This window comes from Chryseobacterium hilariae (genome assembly GCF_051400735.1).
In the GTDB taxonomy this organism is placed as follows: domain Bacteria; phylum Bacteroidota; class Bacteroidia; order Flavobacteriales; family Weeksellaceae; genus Chryseobacterium.
The window spans coordinates 1,454,799-1,474,194 of sequence record NZ_JBLFFJ010000001.1 but is presented as its reverse complement, the minus strand read 5'-3'; the positions used below and the strand labels follow the sequence as shown (position 1 = coordinate 1,474,194).

Annotated in this window: 19 protein-coding genes and 3 tRNA genes; 13 read left to right on the top strand and 9 right to left on the bottom strand. The window is 36.5% G+C overall.

Annotated features, from left to right (window positions below; all coding sequences use genetic code 11):
- Positions 1-213 precede the first annotated feature (213 nt).
- From ACMGDK_RS06785 to ACMGDK_RS06770, 4 genes are all read right to left on the bottom strand, one after another.
- On the bottom strand, positions 214-765 hold the full coding sequence (locus ACMGDK_RS06785; protein WP_436807236.1) for a GNAT family N-acetyltransferase: 552 nt from the start codon (positions 763-765) through the stop codon (positions 214-216).
- Positions 722-1,669 carry a nucleotidyltransferase domain-containing protein gene (locus ACMGDK_RS06780; RefSeq protein ID WP_436807235.1) on the bottom strand — a complete coding sequence of 316 codons (948 nt, stop codon included), beginning with the start codon at positions 1,667-1,669 and terminating at the stop codon, positions 722-724. The genes ACMGDK_RS06785 and ACMGDK_RS06780 overlap by 44 nt, the downstream gene beginning before the upstream one ends.
- A 188-nt stretch (positions 1,670-1,857) precedes the next feature.
- Positions 1,858-2,589 (bottom strand): SDR family oxidoreductase, encoded by a 732-nt coding sequence (locus tag ACMGDK_RS06775; protein WP_436807234.1) that lies wholly within the window; start codon positions 2,587-2,589, stop codon positions 1,858-1,860.
- Between the two features lie 879 nt (positions 2,590-3,468).
- On the bottom strand, positions 3,469-3,729 hold the full coding sequence (locus tag ACMGDK_RS06770) for a helix-turn-helix domain-containing protein (protein ID WP_436807233.1): 261 nt from the start codon (positions 3,727-3,729) through the stop codon (positions 3,469-3,471).
- Positions 3,730-3,989: 260 nt separating this feature from the next.
- Here ACMGDK_RS06770 and ACMGDK_RS06765 point away from each other — a divergent pair, with 260 nt between their 5' ends.
- The 8 genes from ACMGDK_RS06765 (at position 3,990) to ACMGDK_RS06730 (ending at position 10,167) form a co-directional block, all read left to right on the top strand.
- Positions 3,990-4,730 carry a TetR/AcrR family transcriptional regulator gene (locus ACMGDK_RS06765; RefSeq protein WP_436807232.1) on the top strand — a complete coding sequence of 247 codons (741 nt, stop codon included), beginning with the start codon at positions 3,990-3,992 and terminating at the stop codon, positions 4,728-4,730.
- Between the two features lie 298 nt (positions 4,731-5,028).
- Positions 5,029-5,784 carry an SDR family oxidoreductase gene (locus ACMGDK_RS06760; protein ID WP_436807231.1) on the top strand — a complete coding sequence of 252 codons (756 nt, stop codon included), beginning with the start codon at positions 5,029-5,031 and terminating at the stop codon, positions 5,782-5,784.
- A gap of 61 nt (positions 5,785-5,845) precedes the next feature.
- The gene (locus ACMGDK_RS06755) at positions 5,846-6,592 is read left to right on the top strand and encodes a type 1 glutamine amidotransferase domain-containing protein (RefSeq protein ID WP_436807230.1); all 747 of its coding nucleotides are present in this window, start codon (positions 5,846-5,848) and stop codon (positions 6,590-6,592) included.
- 303 nt (positions 6,593-6,895) lie between these two features.
- A complete protein-coding gene (locus ACMGDK_RS06750) occupies positions 6,896-7,330 on the top strand; it encodes a hypothetical protein (protein ID WP_436807229.1) in 435 nt (144 codons plus the stop codon).
- A gap of 15 nt (positions 7,331-7,345) precedes the next feature.
- Positions 7,346-8,722, top strand: a complete 1,377-nt coding sequence (locus tag ACMGDK_RS06745; RefSeq protein ID WP_436807228.1) for an aldehyde dehydrogenase family protein — start codon at positions 7,346-7,348, stop codon at positions 8,720-8,722.
- Positions 8,723-8,765: 43 nt separating this feature from the next.
- Complete coding sequence (locus tag ACMGDK_RS06740) at positions 8,766-9,425, top strand: ion channel (RefSeq protein WP_436807227.1); 660 nt, start codon at positions 8,766-8,768, stop codon at positions 9,423-9,425.
- 266 nt (positions 9,426-9,691) lie between these two features.
- On the top strand, positions 9,692-9,871 hold the full coding sequence (locus ACMGDK_RS06735) for a hypothetical protein (RefSeq protein ID WP_436807226.1): 180 nt from the start codon (positions 9,692-9,694) through the stop codon (positions 9,869-9,871).
- A gap of 35 nt (positions 9,872-9,906) precedes the next feature.
- Positions 9,907-10,167, top strand: a complete 261-nt coding sequence (locus tag ACMGDK_RS06730; protein ID WP_436807225.1) for a SemiSWEET family transporter — start codon at positions 9,907-9,909, stop codon at positions 10,165-10,167.
- Positions 10,168-10,178: 11 nt separating this feature from the next.
- Here ACMGDK_RS06730 and ACMGDK_RS06725 read toward each other — a convergent pair whose 3' ends face one another.
- A complete protein-coding gene (locus ACMGDK_RS06725; RefSeq protein WP_436807224.1) occupies positions 10,179-10,538 on the bottom strand; it encodes a nuclear transport factor 2 family protein in 360 nt (119 codons plus the stop codon).
- Positions 10,539-10,934: 396 nt separating this feature from the next.
- Between ACMGDK_RS06725 and ACMGDK_RS06720 the strand changes: the two genes are divergently transcribed.
- A complete protein-coding gene (locus ACMGDK_RS06720; RefSeq protein ID WP_436807223.1) occupies positions 10,935-12,512 on the top strand; it encodes a recombinase family protein in 1,578 nt (525 codons plus the stop codon).
- A gap of 441 nt (positions 12,513-12,953) precedes the next feature.
- Here ACMGDK_RS06720 and ACMGDK_RS06715 read toward each other — a convergent pair.
- The 3 genes from ACMGDK_RS06715 to ACMGDK_RS06705 all read right to left on the bottom strand — a co-directional run bounded on the left by ACMGDK_RS06715 (position 12,954) and on the right by ACMGDK_RS06705 (position 13,244).
- Positions 12,954-13,027: transfer RNA gene (locus ACMGDK_RS06715), tRNA-Arg, on the bottom strand.
- 32 nt (positions 13,028-13,059) lie between these two features.
- Positions 13,060-13,134 (bottom strand) — tRNA-Pro (locus ACMGDK_RS06710).
- A gap of 25 nt (positions 13,135-13,159) precedes the next feature.
- Positions 13,160-13,244 (bottom strand) — tRNA-Ser (locus ACMGDK_RS06705).
- A 135-nt stretch (positions 13,245-13,379) separates the two neighbouring features.
- Between ACMGDK_RS06705 and ACMGDK_RS06700 the strand changes: the two genes are divergently transcribed.
- The 4 genes from ACMGDK_RS06700 (at position 13,380) to ACMGDK_RS06685 (ending at position 17,917) form a co-directional block, all read left to right on the top strand.
- The gene (locus ACMGDK_RS06700; RefSeq protein ID WP_436807222.1) at positions 13,380-14,405 is read left to right on the top strand and encodes an N-acetylmuramoyl-L-alanine amidase; all 1,026 of its coding nucleotides are present in this window, start codon (positions 13,380-13,382) and stop codon (positions 14,403-14,405) included.
- Between the two features lie 70 nt (positions 14,406-14,475).
- On the top strand, positions 14,476-15,876 hold the full coding sequence (gene aspA, locus ACMGDK_RS06695; protein ID WP_436807221.1) for an aspartate ammonia-lyase: 1,401 nt from the start codon (positions 14,476-14,478) through the stop codon (positions 15,874-15,876).
- A gap of 81 nt (positions 15,877-15,957) precedes the next feature.
- Complete coding sequence (locus ACMGDK_RS06690; RefSeq protein WP_436807220.1) at positions 15,958-16,812, top strand: glycosyltransferase family 2 protein; 855 nt, start codon at positions 15,958-15,960, stop codon at positions 16,810-16,812.
- Between the two features lie 58 nt (positions 16,813-16,870).
- Positions 16,871-17,917: a hypothetical protein gene (locus ACMGDK_RS06685; RefSeq protein ID WP_436807219.1), complete on the top strand. Its 1,047-nt coding sequence runs from the start codon at positions 16,871-16,873 to the stop codon at positions 17,915-17,917.
- Here ACMGDK_RS06685 and ACMGDK_RS06680 read toward each other — a convergent pair.
- On the bottom strand, positions 17,910-19,388 hold the full coding sequence (locus ACMGDK_RS06680; protein WP_436807218.1) for a lipopolysaccharide biosynthesis protein: 1,479 nt from the start codon (positions 19,386-19,388) through the stop codon (positions 17,910-17,912). The genes ACMGDK_RS06685 and ACMGDK_RS06680 overlap by 8 nt on opposite strands.
- Positions 19,389-19,396: the final 8 nt, after the last annotated feature.

Below are 19,396 nucleotides of genomic sequence, written 5' to 3'. Positions count from 1 at the left end.
GGAAATCAACTTTTATTATAACTTTAAACTAACAAATACTCCCTAAGAGAAAGTCCATTTTCTTTTGAAGACATACAGCTTATTTAATACTAAGATGTGAGTATTATAGCAGTATGATCGAGCTCTCTTAAGGGTGGTTTAATGTAATTTATCAATATTTTTATTAAGGATCGAGGCAATCTAAAAAAACAAAACTGGTTGTCACTGATTGGGCTAAGATCTATTTTGGACAGGTAAGATATAGGTGAGTATATTTGGCACATTGATGTGCGTATTTTTAAAATGACCCGGAGCTAGTTCAAATCCCAGTTTTTGAAGCAGTCTCACGGACGATGGGTTTTCGCCTGAAGGGAATGCGATTATTGTTTCAGCGCCCATTACATCGAATGCGTATTGGAGTATCCGGACAATAACCTCTCCCATAATCCCTTTACCCTGAAATTTTTCCAGTAATTCATATCCGATTTCTACAGTTCCTTTTTTTATATCAAAGTTCCAGAGACATGCTACTCCGATCAAATCAGGGTTCTCCCGCTTAGACACTGCCCAAAATATACATTCATTTTTATTGATCATACTATCAATCTTATTAATATATGCAATGGCCTCGTCGATATTTGCACATGGTGTCCTTCCTGTAAGTATAGCCACGTCAACATCTGAACGTAGCTGATAGATTTCTTCAGCATCGCCCAATGAAAGCCTGCGAAGAATCAATCTGTCAGTCTCTAATACCGGGAAACTTGAAAAGTTCGGTGGGCACATCCGGGTATGAGGATTCGGTTTTTTCTTTAAAGCTAAATTTTGAGTGGTACAAACCATTGGTGAGTGCCACAACTTCCGCAAATAAGTTTTGGATAGACACTACATTTTTTTCTGCAAAAGCAGGATGAACCTCCAAAATAGCGTTTACTTTTTCTTCCAGATTCACTGGAGCTATTGGCATGTTTGAAAGCAGTTGAACGGCGGATTTATCACTGATAGGATAGATTAGATTCAAGGCAAATAAAGCCTCCAAGATACTTTTTAGAGCACGTGTAAAACAACCTAACAGATTATACATATCCTTTTGCATGGCAAAGCCATGTGCATGAGCCAGCGTAAATTCGGCAGACCAAAGAGCTGTATTGATAACACTTACTTTTAATGCTTGGGGATAGGTGGCTGAGGCTTGTCTTAAGCGATGTAATATTTGCTGTGGATCAATTAACGGAACGCAGGATACGCACTCTGCCAGATAGATCATTGTAGTAAATCCGTAGGGTGGCTGTTGTTCATAATGATTTTTCCATTTTCCTAATTGAGCATCAGCAATGGTATTTTCTATCTGATTGATATTGCGGTATAGAATATCTACTTTTCCTATTTCGGTATGTATCCAGGCTCCACCATTTACCCATGGGCCCCATTCGTAAAAACCGACTACTACATGATCATCATTGATAGCATATTTACGGGCAACTTCTCTAATCATTTCGATCGAAAAGGGTTCTTTTTCGTAATAATAGACTCCTATGTCAATATCCGAGCTTTTATTAGCCCTACCAGTTGCATGTGAACCACCCAATGCAATAGCCTGTACGTTCTCTATTTTGTTTAAATCTTCTGTCAGATGGATAATAATCTGCTTTTTTACATCTGTTAAACTTGATATATCTTTTAAAATCATTTACAACCATTTTTAGATTTTACAATTTTCTTTTGCCCGAGTGTATTAAATCAGAGGAGCGAAGGGAACAATTCCATAGAAATCTTTAGAACGTCACATAGATCAAAAGAGGTCTGTGGAACGCTTTTTTTGTGAAATTAAGGCATAGCTCAATATCAGGATAATGAAGGTGTAGTGCTAATATAAGCTTATATATCCAAATCTTTCATCGATGGCATATTAATTTCTTTTACGCAAGTAGCATTTGATGTACTTATAATAAATTTCAATGCATTAATAGCGTCAGCAAGAGGAATTAGCTCCCCTGTATGTTTTTCAGTTACAATGTCTATACCTTCTTCATATTCATATTCCGTAGCTAAATCTCCCAAGTTAACTGCTGTTACTCCTATACTGTGTTCTCTCAAATGGGTTCTTAATGAATGAATAATTCCTCTGATTGCAAATTTGGTAACTGAAAAAACTATTTCTTTCTTATTGTGGTTTTGAAGACCTAATGTTGATCCAATAATTATTATTTTCCCATTTTTAGATAGTTTAAGGTTCGGTAGTAGAGATTTAATTGATAGAAGAGAAGAGGTAATATTCGTGTGGATTATTTCCTCTATTTCATTATCGTGTAATTGTTCGAAGTTATAGTTTGGTGTAAATCCTGTTTTTTCCCAAATTCCAACATTATAAATTAAATAGTCAATTTTTTCTATTCCTATGACCTCCTTAATGGCGGTAACTGCTTGTTGGGATTTTGATAAATCTGCTTGTATCCATATATTATTATTCTCTGTAGCTTCGGGATAGGAAGGTTTAGTTCGTGATATTCCAAAAACTTTATCATTTTTATCAGGTAAAAACTTTAAAATTGCTTTTCCAAGTCCTTTACTAACTCCGTAAATTAAGTATGTATTTTTAATTTCTGTCATGTTTTCATTTATTGGTATTGATTGTATCAGACAATCTATATCTATCTTAATTTAGTTACTGCGTGTTGAATTGCTTTTCAAATATAGTCAAATATTGGTCGTTAATAACGGCAAGTCACAGCTACTGATGGCAATATTGGAAAGTTATATATTGTAAAACCAGTCTCGCCAATAGATGTCAAGGCTTGCTGATTAAGCCTCGCAAGCTCAGCACAACTTGTTCTCAAGTATTAAGTAAAAGCATTCAGTAACAAAGAAGGATGTCTATAGGGAACTTTTATTGCAGTGACTTGTGCTGATAGCGTTAAAAACATTTTATTCGTTTGCTTTTTCCTCAGCTTTAATATAAATATTTCAGTTAGAATCCTTCCTATAAAGTTGAATTCAGGAAAGGACTGATATAGTTCTATCAGTTTCTCATGGTTTAATACCAGAAGAGCTGTTGCTTCTAAAAAGATCCGAACTATCCTTTTCAAGAAGATACAAAAGGGGTATTTTTCAATTACTGCCATGAATTTGTTACCGATGGCCGATATGCGAATGTCGGATACCAACGGTAATTAGATTTCATAATTAGAAATTACATCATCTAGATTGTATCATTGTAATATTTCTATTGTACTACGATATCCAGGATGATAGGACGGTGTATATTTGATATAACCGTAATTCTGTAATTCCTTAAAATATTTATGATAAGTGGGAGCCGTATTTATATGGGACATACTCATTAATTTACTTCTGCTTACTCGTATAATTTTACTTTCATTTTGTCGGTATGCTAGGCGGGCAATTGCAAGTAGCAAACAGATATGCCATACATTAAGACGTGGATCATGACACACAGTATCAAGGTATATCAAGCCTTTTTTTGCAATATCAGTTTTCATCGTCAAACATTTTTAGCAAATCAGTTTTATTGTAGTAATACGAGCCCATAACCTTTCTGTGGCGAATTTTTCCTGTGATCCTTAAATTCTGCAATGTGGCAGGGGATATGTCCATCATTTTTCGGATCGCTTTACTTCGTAACCAATCAAACTCGTCTTTAACTACTGCTTGATCTTGTAATAATTGTTGAAAATCCGAAAGCATTCTAATTCGGAACATTTCAAGATCTTGTTTTGATAGTGCTTCCATAATGTAAACTTTGTATGGCTCAAAGTTTTACATAAATTATGGAGGAGTGTGTGAACGTTCTTTTGTATTCCTATTTTTTCTTCAAATATCCATTAAGTTATCTTCATGGTGAATTATTTAGGTAACCGCAGCTCAGTTTTCCGATGCACTAAAGTAGCCATGATTTCTAATAGTACTATAAAATAATGCTTATGAATATAGTTTCATAATTATGTAAGGCAAAGAAAGTATTCGTATTTTATGGATCAAGTAGAAGTCTCGTGGCGGAGTTTTGTTATTTATTAATTTACACTATCTATGAAGATGATTTTATTTGTTGGATTTTGCAAAGACCTCAAAGAGGGTTCCTCTTCAATATTTTGGTAACCTCAATCATTGTCTTTGATGGATTAGACGGTAAGTATGAAAATATATTTTTAGTAGATTTGAAGAATAATCATATTAATTTGAAAAGAATACAAATTTTAAATGCAGGGCTTAAACTTTTTGTTCTTCATGGTGTGCATGCCGTAACTATTGCCCAGATTGCTGCTGAAGCTAAGGTAGGAATAGGTACCGTCTATCGAAATTTTACCAGTAAGGAAGATATTGTGCAACAGATATGGATCCAGCAAAAATCAGAAGAATCCGAATATGTTTTCAAAAGTTATATACCTCAAGGAAGTATTCGAGAACAGTTTGATTACCTCTGGAGGAAGGTAATTTATTATTTTTTGGAACACCCATTGGAGTTTCAATTTTCATATCAGTTTGCAGCTTCACCTATTTTAACAAAGGAGATTCATGAAATAGCAATGAAAGATTTTCTTGTATTTGATGAATTATATGCAATGGGATTGCAGGAAAACATGTTCAAGCCTTTATCGGCCCGGCGCCTTCGACTTTTTACTTTTAGCACGATAAATGGATGGATTTTGTGGGCTCTTGATGAAAATATGGAGATCAATGAAGATATTGTCGATATGTTTGTTCAGATGTGTTGGGACGCTATCAGTTTTTAAAGTAAGTTCTGAATAAGAAATAGTAATGCTAAATTATTTAATTGATATTCATAATATTAATACTGTTTTTAATAATACAGCTTATAAATTCCATAAATATTTCTATTAAATTTATTTTTCACGTTTTGAAACCTGAAAGAATTACCCTGAAAACGTGAGAATTCGTGTATGAAGTTGATTTATTACTATTTACTAAGAATCCTTACCGAAACTTACGTTATTTAATGTTTTTTTAACAATTAAACGGACGGAATATTCCGTCCGTTTAATTAGATTTGTGTAAATAAAAGATATATTTATGAAACACAATGATTTAAAAGGCAAAGTTGTCTTGATAGCCGGAGGAGGAAAAAACCTTGGCGGTTTATTGAGCAGAGATTTTGCTGCCAAGGGCGCAAAATTAGCAATCCACTATAATAGTGAAAGTTCTAAAGGTGAAAGTGAAAAGACGTTATCAGAAGTGCAGGCTTTAGGAAGTGAGGCATTTTTGTTTCAGGGTGATTTAACCAAAGTAGAAAATGTTACCCGTTTTTTTGATGAAACCATCTCTAGATTTGGAGGTGTTGATATTGCCATCAATACCGTAGGAATGGTCCTAAAAAAACCATTTGTTGAAACTACTGAAGAAGAGTATGACGCAATGTTTGGGATTAATTCCAAATCTGCTTATTTCTTTTTACAGGAAGCAGGAAAGAAAGTAAATGATCATGGTAAGATCTGTACTATCGTGACATCGCTATTGGCAGCATATACAGGACTTTATTCAACTTACGCAGGTGCAAAGGCGCCTGTAGAGCATTTTACAAGAGCTGCATCTAAAGAATTTGGAGCAAGAGGGATTTCGGTAACAGCCGTTGCGCCGGGACCAATGGACACTCCTTTCTTTTATGGACAGGAAACCGAAGATGCCGTTGCGTATCATAAGTCAGCTTCAGCATTGGGAGGATTGACTGATATCAAAGATATCGCTCCGCTAGTGGAGTTTTTAGTTACGGATGGATGGTGGATCACGGGTCAGACCATTTTTGCAAATGGTGGATATACCACTAGATAATGTTATAATTTCAGCAATTGGGTGCTCTGATGCACCTATTTTTCCATTTAAAATATAATAAATGAATAATGTAATCAGAAAACACGGACAACATAGTTATCCGAAGAAAAAAATTTTGTGTCTTGTTTCCAATACTGCTCATCTTCATAGTATGGAGGTAGGCTTTTTCGCTGAAGAAATGACAAGACCCTTTTATGATTTTATCATTGCAGGTTATGATGTGGATGTTGCCTCGCCCAATGGCGGAGCGGTTAAATTTGATGGACACAGTAATCCTGAAAACCCGGAGGGAGCCTATCCCAACGATTTGATAAGTATTGGTTTTGTGCACCACAATGAATTTGGAAAGTGGATGCAAAATACCAAAGCAATCTCCGAAATTAATGTAAATGACTATGATGCTGTTTGTGTAGCAGGCGGTGGAGCTCCTTTGATCACCTTCAAAGATGATGCAAAATTGCATAAGCTTATAGCAGATTTTTATGAAGCTGGTAAAGTTACCTGCCTGATTTGTCATGGAACATCATTGTTGTTATGGACGCGTTTAAGCGATGGCACTTTATTGGCTGATGGGAAAACCTGGACAGGCTTCGCTGACAGCGAAGAAGCAATGATCAACCAGATGTTCGGGATGACGGTGAATGAGTACACTATTGAAACTGAGGCCCGCAAAAATTCAAATACTACTTTTGAAGTAGCGGGAGCATTGGAGCCTTTTGCTGTACGGGATGGCAGACTGATCACTGCCCAACAACAGCACAGCAGCTACTTGGCGTCGCAACTGGTCATCGAAGCTTTGTCTGAATAACTTAGCACAACTCTGGTTATAATGATTAATAAGAAAGAATCTGGATGCTTAACTAGCTTTGTTATAGTTGTCCAGATTTTTCTTATTGTCACCATGTAAATCGGGAGAGAATAACAGGGAAGGTTATTATTTTCACAGGGGGCATCAAAGGGTATCGGAGCAGTTATAGCAAAAACACTTGCCTTAACAGGTGGCAAATTGATTATAAATTATGCACATTCGGAAGCAGATGCCGATCATCTGGTGTTGGATATCTGGAATAGAAGAGGGAATGCACCTGCAATACCCTTTAAAAAGCACATAATGAAAAGCATAATAATTACTGCTGCAGTGTGTCTGCTCTGCTTTGCAGCCTGCGGACAGCAGAATTCTCCAAAAAATAACAAGACCAATAAAACACAACAAAAAAATTATAATATGGATATCAGCAGATTAACAAACAATATCGTATATGAAGCTTTTGAGGCATGGCAGAAAGGTGACAGTCAGAGTTTCTTATCATATTTCACAACAGACGCAAAACTATTTGATGACGGAAGTCCGAGAGATTTTCAAAATTTTGTAAAAGATGCATGTGGACACGAGCGCTTTACAAGCATTGATAAAGTAGAAAATGAAGGAAAAGAGATCTATGGAAACTTTCATACGGAAAGCTGGGGAGATTTTAGAACCTATTTTAAATTTCATTTCGATGCAGATGGTAAAATTTGCCGTCTTGATATAGGCCAAGCCAATTAAAAACTAAAACCTAAAATGATGAACAAATATCAGTCAATTTTTGATATACAGAAAGAATTTTTCTATACAGATGCCACCAAAACCTATGAGTGGCGGATAGACCAGCTCAACCGACTGGAAAAAATGTTTACCGAAAATCAGGAAGTATTTTGCCAGGCATTAAAGACCGATTTTAATAAACCGCCCTTTGAACAGCTTTTTGAGATTACTGTACCGCTAGGCAATATAAAATACTATAAAGAAAATCTTCAGCAATTAATGGTTCCGCAGCAGGTTTCCATACCTGAAGGACTTGAAAAAACAGGGAATAAAGGAATCATTTATAAAGAACCCTTTGGGGTAACATTGGTTATAGGACCATTTAACGCGCCAATCTTACTGCTGTTAGATCCTGCAATCGCGGCACTGGCCGCCGGAAATCCTGTGATCCTTAAACCTGCCAATACAACGCCAGCCGTGGCCAAACTTTTTGCAGAACTTATTCCCAAGTACTTTGAACCGGAAGCCGTTAATATAGTAACCGGGGGACGTGAAGAAATCACCGAACTGTTAAAACTTCCCTTTGATTTTATTTTTTTCACCGGAAGCTCAGCAGTGGGAAAAGTAATCATGAGAGCCGCCGCAGAAAATCTTACACCAGTAATTTTGGAACTGGGAGGCCAGAATCCTACTGTTGTGGATGAAACTGCGAATCTGGATATTGCCGTAGACCGAATTTCATGGGGGCACAATGCCATTTCAGGACAATGGTGTATTGCTCCGGGGTATGTATATGTGCATGAAAGTATTGCAGATATTTTTATAGACAAACTGAAAAAATCAACCATAAAAATGTATGGTGAAGATCCGCAGCAAAGCCCTGATTTAGCGAGAATGATCAGTGAGCACGATGCGGAAAGGGTAGCTTCTTATATTATCCCTGAAAAAGTAGTTTTAGGAGGAAGATATGATATCAAGGACAGGTATGTGGAACCAACGATCCTGTACCCGAGCACATGGGAAGATCCCGCTTTGCAACAGGAGATTTTTGATCCGGTTCTACCTGTAATGGTCTACTCCGATTTTAAAGAAATAGTAGATATTATTAAAAGAAAACCAAAATCACTGGCCGCCTATATTTTTAGTAAAAACCAGGAAAACATTGATTATTTCCTGAACTCTGTTTCATTTGGAGGAGGGTGTATCAATCAGACCAACCTGCATTGCTGGATAGACAGCCTTCCGTTTGGAGGAGTAGGTTATTCCGGGATGGGAAAATATTATGGAAAAGCGGGATTTGATGCATTAAGCAATACCAAAGCCATGTTAATCGGGAATCCGGATCTTGAATTAGATGTTTTTCCACCGTATGCTGATAAAGATATTGCTAAAAACCTGAGTGTTTTTGGGTAATCATAGCTAACTTTTCTATTGTTGATTAAAGATGAGTCGATAAATGATCATTCACAAATTAGGGGAAAGGAAATATGAGATCCTTTTATTGGCCCTGCTGCAGCATTTATTTGTTGGAATATTTCTTACAGATATGGATTTTTATACCCATGTTATATGGCCGGTCAATATGCTGATGCTAGGTGTGGGATCTATCTTCCTGTTTACAGGAGTACACAGCTGGAGGCATTGGTTCAGAAATCTGCACTTTATTGTTATTTTATTGCTACCAGTTGGTATTCCGTTTTTTAAAGATGTCTTATGGTATTTCGCATTTTTAAATATCAACTATGTGGTTTTTTTCTGCTTTCTTTTAGTTGAAGTGCTCAGGTTCCTGATAAAGCCGGGATATATCAATACAGATATTATTTCTGCTTCCATATGCGGATATATGTTGCTAATAGAAATCTCGGTTTTTTCACTGCAGTTTTTCCAGTACTGTGATGCAGCCTCTTTTAAAGGCGTTAATATATCATCACCTGCTCTTACCTTTATGGATCTGGTATATTTCTGTTCCATTACTTTTACAAGTATTGGATTTGGAGATATCACTCCCAATACCCATGTTACAAAACTGATTACGGCTTTCATAGGGATTGCCGGCCAGTTTTACACCGTTGTATTGGTCGGTATCCTGATCAGTAAATTTTCATCAAAAAATTAAAATTATTCATGAATATAGCCTCACATTATAAACTTTACCATTTCATTCCTTGGACCAAGACGAAAATTTATAGATGCATATTTTAAGTATCGTCCCAACGCGGCTGTTTTATTTTCTGGGTGGAAGTGGCTGGCTATTGTATGGGTTCCGGTTGAAACACTTTCGACAACCGCTGCATTTATACCGGATTTAAAAAAACTCAGACTTATAACCGTAGCTGGAAGCAGACCACATGTATAGGGCAATCATCAATAATAGGCGTAGCTTTGGCATCCTGTAAAAGATTTATAAGGACGGATGATAAAATAGAGGAAAAAGATCTGCATCAACAGATCATCTACCGTCATTTCGTATTGCTTACCACATTAAGGTGTCAGCTTAGGGAAAACAAAAAGAAAGCTACACAGATCATTGCCCTACAGTCTGCTCCGCTGAGAAAGAGCTAAATTTTTCATTATATTGTATAAAATATTTAGCCGCGATGAATAACCGATTTTACACTATTTTAGGATGGGTTGCGACTGTGACCGCTGTTGCAATGTATGTTTCATATATTCCACAGATCAGCAATAACCTCAATGGAGATAAAGGAGATTGGATACAACCTTTGGTCGCATCTATCAACTGTACATTTTGGTTGGTGTATGGTTTGCTAAGAAAACCAAAACGTGACTGGCCGGTTGCAATAGCGAATTTGCCTGGGATCGTATTTGGGTTTACAGCATTTCTTACTGCTTTATAATCTATCCTGGGTTATTCAATTGGGATTGGAAGATTATGCATTTTCAAAAATGAAAGTTTATCCCAATAGCCTCGTTGAAATTTAATTTTTCCATCGATCACATTAAAAAAGCCGCAGCCTCTTAATCCAAGGGGATCTTTCCATTCTAATATTGCCCAATCACCATCTTCGAAAATATTTTCAGGAATACAAGTCATTTCAGCATTAATGAATTCAGCTGCAAACATTTCTTGAATAGCAGCCTTACCTTCAACTGGGGTGTTGGCTATCTGGTGATTGATAGCATCCAAATGATATAATTCAGATATCTTATCTACATCTCCCGCATTAAATAATTCAATCCATCGTTCTACTAGCTCTTTTGGTCTCATTGAATCCTGTTATTTTTTGTTAGGGACAATATACGAATAATTGCACTAGATAATGTATTCGCATGTGGAGACAATACGAATCATCTTCGCTCGGTGTCTTATGCGGTATCAACAGGGAATAATACTGGTGTATTTTTAAATAATACCATGGTAGACCGAACCATCCTTTTCAAAATAGTACAAAACCCATAAATTTAATCATTCTCAAATTACTGCCATGATTCTGCAATAAATATAAATTCTGCTATTATCATCCAGTAAAACAAAATCTGAGTGAAGCATAAAAGCTATTTTATTAAAATATATATAAACTCGTCAAATAAACTGTTCTGTTTTTCGTTTTATATAGGAGCTTTATTAATACAATAAGGATTTACAATAACTCCCACCCATGCCATGCAAGCCATTTATCTGTACATACGAGTCAGTACTGATGAACAGGCTGTAAAAGGATATTCCCAACGCAGCCAGTTGGAACGGCTTGTGCATTATTGTAAATATAACAATCTAATTATTACAGAAACTATTTTCGAGGATTATTCTGCAAGAACTTTTAACCGACCAGAATGGAACAGACTGTTCACTAAGCTTAGGCTTACTAAAAATCATTCTTCACTTATTCTCTTTACTTATTGGGATCGATTCAGCCGTAATATTATGGACGCCTACAAGATGTTAGAAAAATTACAGAATATGAAGGTCTCTATCCAGGCTATTGAGCAGCCTATAGACTTTTCAGTTCCGGAAAGTAAAATTATGCTGGCAATATATTGGGCTACGTCCGAAGTAGAAAATGATAAAAGAAGCCGTAACGTACGTTTGGGAATGCAAAAAGCAAGATTAGAAGGAAGATGGATAAACAAAGCCCCCTTAGGATATAGAAATCAAATTAATCCTAATGGACAAAAATATATAGCTATCTATGAACCTGAAGCATATCTTATCCGTGAAGTTTTTACAACTATAGCAAGACAAAATAAATACTGTTTAACCGACATATACAAAGAAGTTTTATCAAAAGGCTTTAAATGCAGTCGAAGTGCTTTTTACCGATTGGTAAGAAATCCTATTTATTGTGGTAAAATTAAAGTTCCGGCATTTGAAGATAAACCTGGAAAACTTGTTGAAGGAACTCATGAACGTCTTATACCCGTAGTTTTATTTGAACAGGTTCAAAGAATAATTAACGATACAGATTTGAGTCATCCTAAAAAGTTAACTTCAAAAAGAATTGTTAATGAAAATCTAATTTTTAGAGGTGTCTTACAATGTCCTAATTGTGGAAAAACACTTACCGGAAGTGGCTCACAAGGTCGCATTAAAAAATATTATTATTACCACTGTATGGGAAATTGTTCATATCGGGTAAGGGCCGACTTTATCAATTTGAGCTTTCTTTCGTTCCTTAAGAAGAGTAGAGTGGTAGAACCATTTTTAGAACTTGCCAATAGTGTCTCCAAGGAAATTTATAAGGAAGAACATCAAGACTATACCCAGAAAAAAGAGGAAATAAAGAAAGAAATGGAAAAATTGATTGATAGGGGATTCAATGCACAAAAGCTATTTTCAAATGGAAATATTGATTATGATGATTATATGTTGATAAGAATCCGCTGCCAGGAATCTTTAAAAGATTATACTGAGAAATTAAGAGAAGAAGCTTTGAAAATAGCAGCAGAAAAACATACCGAGAAAGGGACTGATTATGTAATTAACCACTTAGGAGATTTTTATGAAAATTCAGACACAATAACTAAGCAAAAGATCATCAGATTATTTTTTCCGGAGAAAGTAATGGTAATGGAAGGGAATATTGATAAAATGCTATCAGAAAGTGTTAAGGGCATATTTGGATTAACTGCTCCAGGATCGAAAATCAAAGAAATCCATGGTCAGCAGACAGAGCAAACAATAGTTGAATTTTTAAAAGAATTATATTTTTTAGGGTATGAACATAATTTGAAAAACATTTAAAATAAACGTATGAACATTAGCTTTTGATTTTCCAGAGTAAGTTTAAATTGTTTTAAAGTTGATTAAGTTGTATTGATTTTAAGTATTGATTATCAATGCTTTATTCTGTTTTTAAGATGTTCAAAATCCTGTATAGATAACTTGATGGGCCTGTCTTTTCGAACCCACTGTTCCATAGGAGCAGGCTTATTTTGTATATGATTGACTTTCAATTATTTAATATTTTTGAAAAGGTTCGAATCCTGTCAGGTTCGTATCAATAATAAAGAGCTTTAGGCTAAAAATCGTTTAAAAAAGATAAAATATTTGTCTTTTTAAGAAATAAATTATGTTTGGAAAATAAAGAAAAAGGGTGTAAAATACTTTAAATGGATTGATTGATAGGTGTTTATAAATAAAATGACACCATTTGGCCTAAATTGTCCTAATGGTGTCATTAAGTGAGCGCGTCAGGATTCGAACCTGAGACCGTCTGCTTAGAAGGCAGATGCTCTATCCAGCTGAGCTACGCACCCATTAAATAATTTTGAGAAAATTACTAAAACAGTCGGGGCGGCAGGATTCGAACCTGCGACCTCCTGGTCCCAAACCAGGCGCGATGACCGGACTACGCTACGCCCCGAGAATATATTGGTAAGAAAAAAATGCGGAGGGTAAGGGATTCGAACCCTTGCGACGCTTGCACGTCGACAGTTTAGCAAACTGCTCCATTAACCACTCTGGCAACCCTCCTTTTTTCTTATTTTTTAATGATCGTTGTTCCGTTATTGCGAGTGCAAATATAGAATAGATTTCTTTATTTACCAAATAAAATTCAAGAAAAATTTGCGTATTTTTGAGCAGATAAATGATTAAAAAATTAAACTGATGCGTAAGACATTATATATCATTGGATTAAGTACTTTTGTTTTTTCATGTACTTCCCAGCAGAATGTTAAAAAAAATACCTACAAGCCAAAAGCCCCGGTATCACAGGCAAAACCGGCAGTTAAAGCTCCGGTAGTTACAACTGCAAAACCTAAAATTACCAATGAACGCGGAGTAGAATTTTTTACAACCAATCTTGCTGATCCGGCAAAAAATGACAATACGGCAAGTTACGGTTCTATTGTTTCAGCAAAGCCGGCAGGGTATAAAGTTGTAAAGACATATTTTCCAGCTATAGCACAGAACTTCAGACAGCGTTATCTTATATTACATTATACAGCGCTGGCTGATGATAAATCCATTACGGTTCTTACCCAACAGGGTGTAAGCGCCCATTACCTGGTTAATAATACCGGAGACAATGAGATCTATCAGCTGGTTGACGAGAATAAACGTTCTTATCATGCCGGAGTAAGTAACTGGCGAAATGATAAAAACCTTAATGATACTTCAATAGGCATTGAAATCGTTAATACTGGATATACATCAGATGCTGAAGGGAAAAAAATATTTGCAGCATTCAGTGATGAGCAGGTAAAAAAAGTGGCTGCTTTGGCTAAAGATATTGTCAACAGATACCAAATCCCGGCAACCAATGTCCTGGCTCATTCAGATATTGCCCCAACAAGAAAGCAGGATCCCGGACCTATGTTTCCATGGAAAAAGCTGTATGATGAATACCAGCTTGGAATGTGGTATGATGAAGCCGTAAAACAGAACTTCTTAGCTCTGGCAGAGGAAGAAGTACCCTTAAAGTATAATGATCCTTCCTTTATCTTTGCTATCCAGACGGCATTGCAGAAATTCGGATATTATGTGGATTTGAGCGGAAAGTGGGATGATGCAACAAAAAGAACCATCGAAGCTTTGCAGTACCATTTCCGTCCGCAGAATTATGACGGAATCATGGATGCCGAAACATGGGCAATTCTTCAGGCTTTAAATCAAAAATATCCAGCGAAATAATGATTAAAACGCATCGGTTAAGATGCGTTTTTGCTATATTTAAAAATAAAAAACAGCTAAAATATCTGTAATGGAAAATTTCAGAAAAGAAAGTGATCTGTTAGGCGAACTCAATGTGCCTGCAGATGCATATTACGGCGTGCAGACGCAGAGAGCGATCGATAACTTCAAAATTTCGGGACAGCTTCTGTCTTCATATCCGGATTTTATCAAAGGTCTGGCTTTTGTTAAAAAAGCCGCAGCAAAAACCAATTATGAATTGGGTCTGCTTGATGAAAACCTGTACTTCAAAATAGCGGAAGCATGCGATGAAATTGTAGCCGGAAAATACCATGAGCAGTTTCCTGTGGACATGATCCAGGGAGGAGCCGGAACTTCAATCAATATGAATGCGAATGAAGTGATCGCCAACATTGTTTTAGAAAAATTAGGAAAAAATAAAGGTGAATATGAATTTTGTTCACCAAATGACCATATCAATCTTTCCCAATCCACCAATGATGCTTATCCTACAGCGATCAAAATGGGACTGTTACATATGAACATCGTGCTTGTTGAAAAACTTGAAAAGATCGTTGAAGCTTTCCGTGCCAAAGGAAAAGAGTTCCATGATGTAATCAAAATGGGTCGTACCCAGCTTCAGGATGCTGTTCCAATGACTTTAGGCCAGGAATTTGAAGCTTATGCAGCCACTTTGGAAGAAGATATTTCTAAATTAAATAACAATGCCAGCCTTTTTGTAGAAGTGAATATGGGTGCAACCGCCATTGGTACGGGACTGAACGCTCCTGTGGGCTATGCAACCCTTTGCGCGAAAAACCTCGCTCAGATCACCGGCTTTCCTGTTATTTCTGCACCGGATCTGGTTGAGGCAACACCGGATACAGGTTCTTATGTAATCTATTCTTCCGCTACAAAACGTCTTGCCGTGAAACTTTCAAAGATCTGTAATGATCTGAGACTGCTTTCTTCAGGTCCAAGAGCCGGATTATTTGAGATCAATCTTCCTCCGATGCAGCCAGGATCATCCATTATGCCTGGAAAAGTGAACCCTGTTATCCCGGAAGTGGTAAACCAGGTTTGCTTTAAAGTATTTGGAAATGATCTTACCGTAACCTTTGCTGCAGAAGCCGGGCAGTTGCAGCTTAACGTAATGGAGCCTGTACTTTCCCATGCAATCATGGAAAACATCAACTTCCTTTGCAATGCTTTAGATACGCTTCGCGAAAAATGTGTTGTAGGAATTACAGCTAATAAAGAAATCTGTCTGAATATGGTAAAACACAGTATCGGTATTGTAACGGCGCTTAACCCATACATTGGATACAAAAAGTCTACGGAGATTGCGAAAGAAGCTCTGGAAACCGGAAACAGCGTTTATAATCTTGTTTTGGAAAAAGGAGTTCTTTCCCAGGAAAAACTCGATGAGATTCTGGATCCTAAAAACATGCTGAAACCGCATAACAAATAAAATAATATAAGCGATAACTGATCTGAATGAATTACACTCATCAACAGTTATCGCTTATTTATCATCTATAAACTTAAAGGCTTGAGGTTTTTAATCATAATTCCTGCACATAACGAAGAAGGAAATCTTTCATTCACACTGGATTCTTTACAGCAGCAAAGCTTTAAGGATTTCAAAGCCGTGGTAGTTAACGACGGGTCTACAGACAGAACGTCCGAAGTAATCAGAAAATATACAGAAAATGATTCCCGTTTTGAGGCAGTGGAACTTCAGAAATCTGCCCATCAGCCGGGTTCTAAAGTGGTGAGTGCATTCAAAAACGGATTAAAAGCTCAGAATATAGAGGAATTTGATATTATCTGTAAATTTGATGCTGATATAATTCTTCCCGGAAATTATCTGGAAACAGTAGAACACGCTTTTCAAAACAATTCTGAATATGGGCTTGTCGGAGGTTTGTTATATGTGGAAAAAGATGGAGGCTGGGTATATGAAGGGAATTCGAATAAGCATCATGTAAGAGGTCCTATGAAAGCGTACCGCAAAGAATGTTTTGTTCAGATCGGAGGATTGAGAGAAACGCTGGGCTGGGACAATATTGATTCCATTCTTTTGGAAAACCTGGGCTGGAAAGAAGTAGTCCTTCCTGAGCTGCAGGTAAAACTGATCAAAGTAAAAGGTGCGGATTATACAATCAGACCGGCAGATTATTACGGCAGATATTTCTATTTTTTAGGTCTGAACAGATTTCTTGCCTACATTGCTTCTTCAAAGGAAGCTGCGAAGAGCAGATCCGTTTCTTTTTTCTTTAAGATCATTAAAGCTTACGAAGCCTGCAAAACAGCCAAACTGGAACTGAAGATCTCCAAAGAAGAGCAGAAAGCCATCAACGATAAACGATGGGAAATGCTAAGGAGAAAATGGCTGAAAATGTAAAAAGATAAATCCCATATTTAAATCCATATTTCCACTTTCCCTAAACCCTAAACCCTAATTGAAAAAAATTGCCTACATAGAAATAGATACCCACGCAGAGATTGCGCAGGCTTTCATGGATATTATGAAGGATTCTTCGGAATTTAGTGTAGATTATTATTTTTCGAAAAAGATCAAAGATTTGGTGGTAGAGGATGGAGAAACAGTATTTTTATCTGACAGTTCCATGATCATGGAACAGTTGAAATTAAAAAAGTATGATCTGATCATTATTGGAACGGTTCACCGGTATTTCAATACTTTTCATGCATTGGTTCAGAAATATAATGTATCTGTTATTGTTCATAATATGAATTTTTCGGTAGCTTCAAAAGGTGCTTTGATAAAAAGTATTTTTAAGGGAGATATAATTTACCGGCTGAAGCTTTGGTGGAAAGAAGGTCTTTTTTATACTTCAAAAGCGTACAGAAATGCTAAGAATTTATTGGTATTGGATGAAGAGTTTTCATCAGATATTTATAAGTTTATGCCTCTTTTTTACACCAAAAGTTTTGAAAAGCAGGAAACCTGCGGCCTTTCCATTGTGATTCCGGGAGGTGTTTCACAAACAAGAAGAGATTACCATCACGTTTTTAAAACCATTCAAAATTTAAAAGCTGAAGCGAAATGTGAATTTATATTTCTGGGAAAGGCTAAACATGAAGAGCTGAAGCAGCTGGAAGAACTGTCTCAAAAACTTCCTGAGAATATCTCTATTCAATATTTTTCAGACCGGGTTTCCCATGATGATTTTGAGAAATGGATGCAGAATGCGGACGTTTTGTGGTGCCCGATTCAGCAGAAAACAGAGTTTTTCAGCCGGGAAGAAATCTATGGCAGGACAAAAATGACTGGAAACTTAGGTGATGCCATTAAATATGGCAAAATAGCCGTTTTTCCTAAAGATTACCCTTCGAAATTAGAATTTACTGTTCCTGAGGCGGACAATATCCTGGAGCAGTTTAAAACCCTTAAAAATACGCGCTTCAATTTCCAGGAACACTACAGTAAAAAGTCAGTTCTGAAAAAATTGGAAGATGTTCTTTCTGGTTTAATCTCTATTTAAATTTAAAAATACTTTTAATAAATCTTGCATTCAGATACTCATCGAGTGGGAATACTTTGGTGAAATAATTTCCGATGTAGATCAATACCAGAACAACAGCTGGTTTGTAGATCAGGTTGATGAAATTATTGTGGAAAGTTGGTAAAACAATCGCCACTGTAATGGCTAAAGTACAGATGATGGAAACGAAGATCATTTCAATCGTAAGCGGCGAAACTTTGAAAACAAAATAATTGAACGCGATCTTGATGACATTGTAAGTCGTGAGTGAAATAGCTGTAGATAAAGCAATACCGATTAGTTTCAGATCCGTATTTTTAATGAAATAATAGTTCAGTCCAATGGTAAGCCCTGCAAGAAGAAGCATGATCAGGATATTGAATCTGTAATATTTTGAAAGTGAAATAATGTTCCCGTTAAAACCTGTCGCCAGGTCAATTAAAACCGCAGAACCCCAGATCCATACTACAGGCTCATATTCTCTCAGCATTGTCCCGTTTTTAGGCATAAATTCAGTCAGATAAGGAAAACCTACCATAATGCATGAAAACAAAACCGCGCCTAAAAAATATAAGGATAATGATGTTTTTTTATGAAACCTGTCAAGTTCCTCCATGTCACCCTCAACCAGGGTTTTATTGATGATCGGGGCGGAGATGTTGAACAGTCCCAGCTGTGGAATTGAGATCAGGGAGATCAGAGCATACAGAACAGAATAGATTCCTACTTCCTCCATTCCCATAAACTCACCGATCATAAAGCTGTTGATCGCCAGATAATTTCCGAAAGTTCCCAGGAACCCGAAAAAGCTGTAATTGAAAAATTCTTTCCAGAAATTATCCTTCCTGAAATAATCCGTATTAAAGTCCAGCTTTATTTTTTCAAGTTTGTTCGTGTAGTAAACATATCCGAAAAGCATCAGAGCAAACATTCCAAAAAAGAAAGCAAACGCTATCTTCTGAGACAGTAAAAAATAAGCAAACAGGCAGAAAGCTCCCAGATTAGCTATCTTGGGAAATAGATTGTCAAAAATATTGGAAACTACAATTCTTTTATAATTGGAAGTATATTTATTAAGGATTGCACAGAAAGAAAGGATAAGGATAAGTGGAAGGATCATTTCCTTTAATTTCCATGCCTCAGAATGTCTGAATTTTGGAAAAACATAAGGAAGTACAAAAAACACACCCGTAAAAATGATAAAATTAACAAATACCGTAAGCAGCGATAACGAAAGCATATTCTGTTTCTTACCGTCTTTTTCCACCCTGTGGAAAAACTTCACGTTGGAGTAGGAGATTCCCAATACTACAACAGGAACCAGCATCTCGGCAGTAGGCAGGATATAGCGGAGTTTCCCATAAAATTCGAAATTGTACGGAAAGATAAAAATGGCGGATATGGTACCCAGCAGAAAACCAATATAACCTATGATGGAATATTTGAAGCCCTGTCTCGCTACTACACTCATAATGTTTT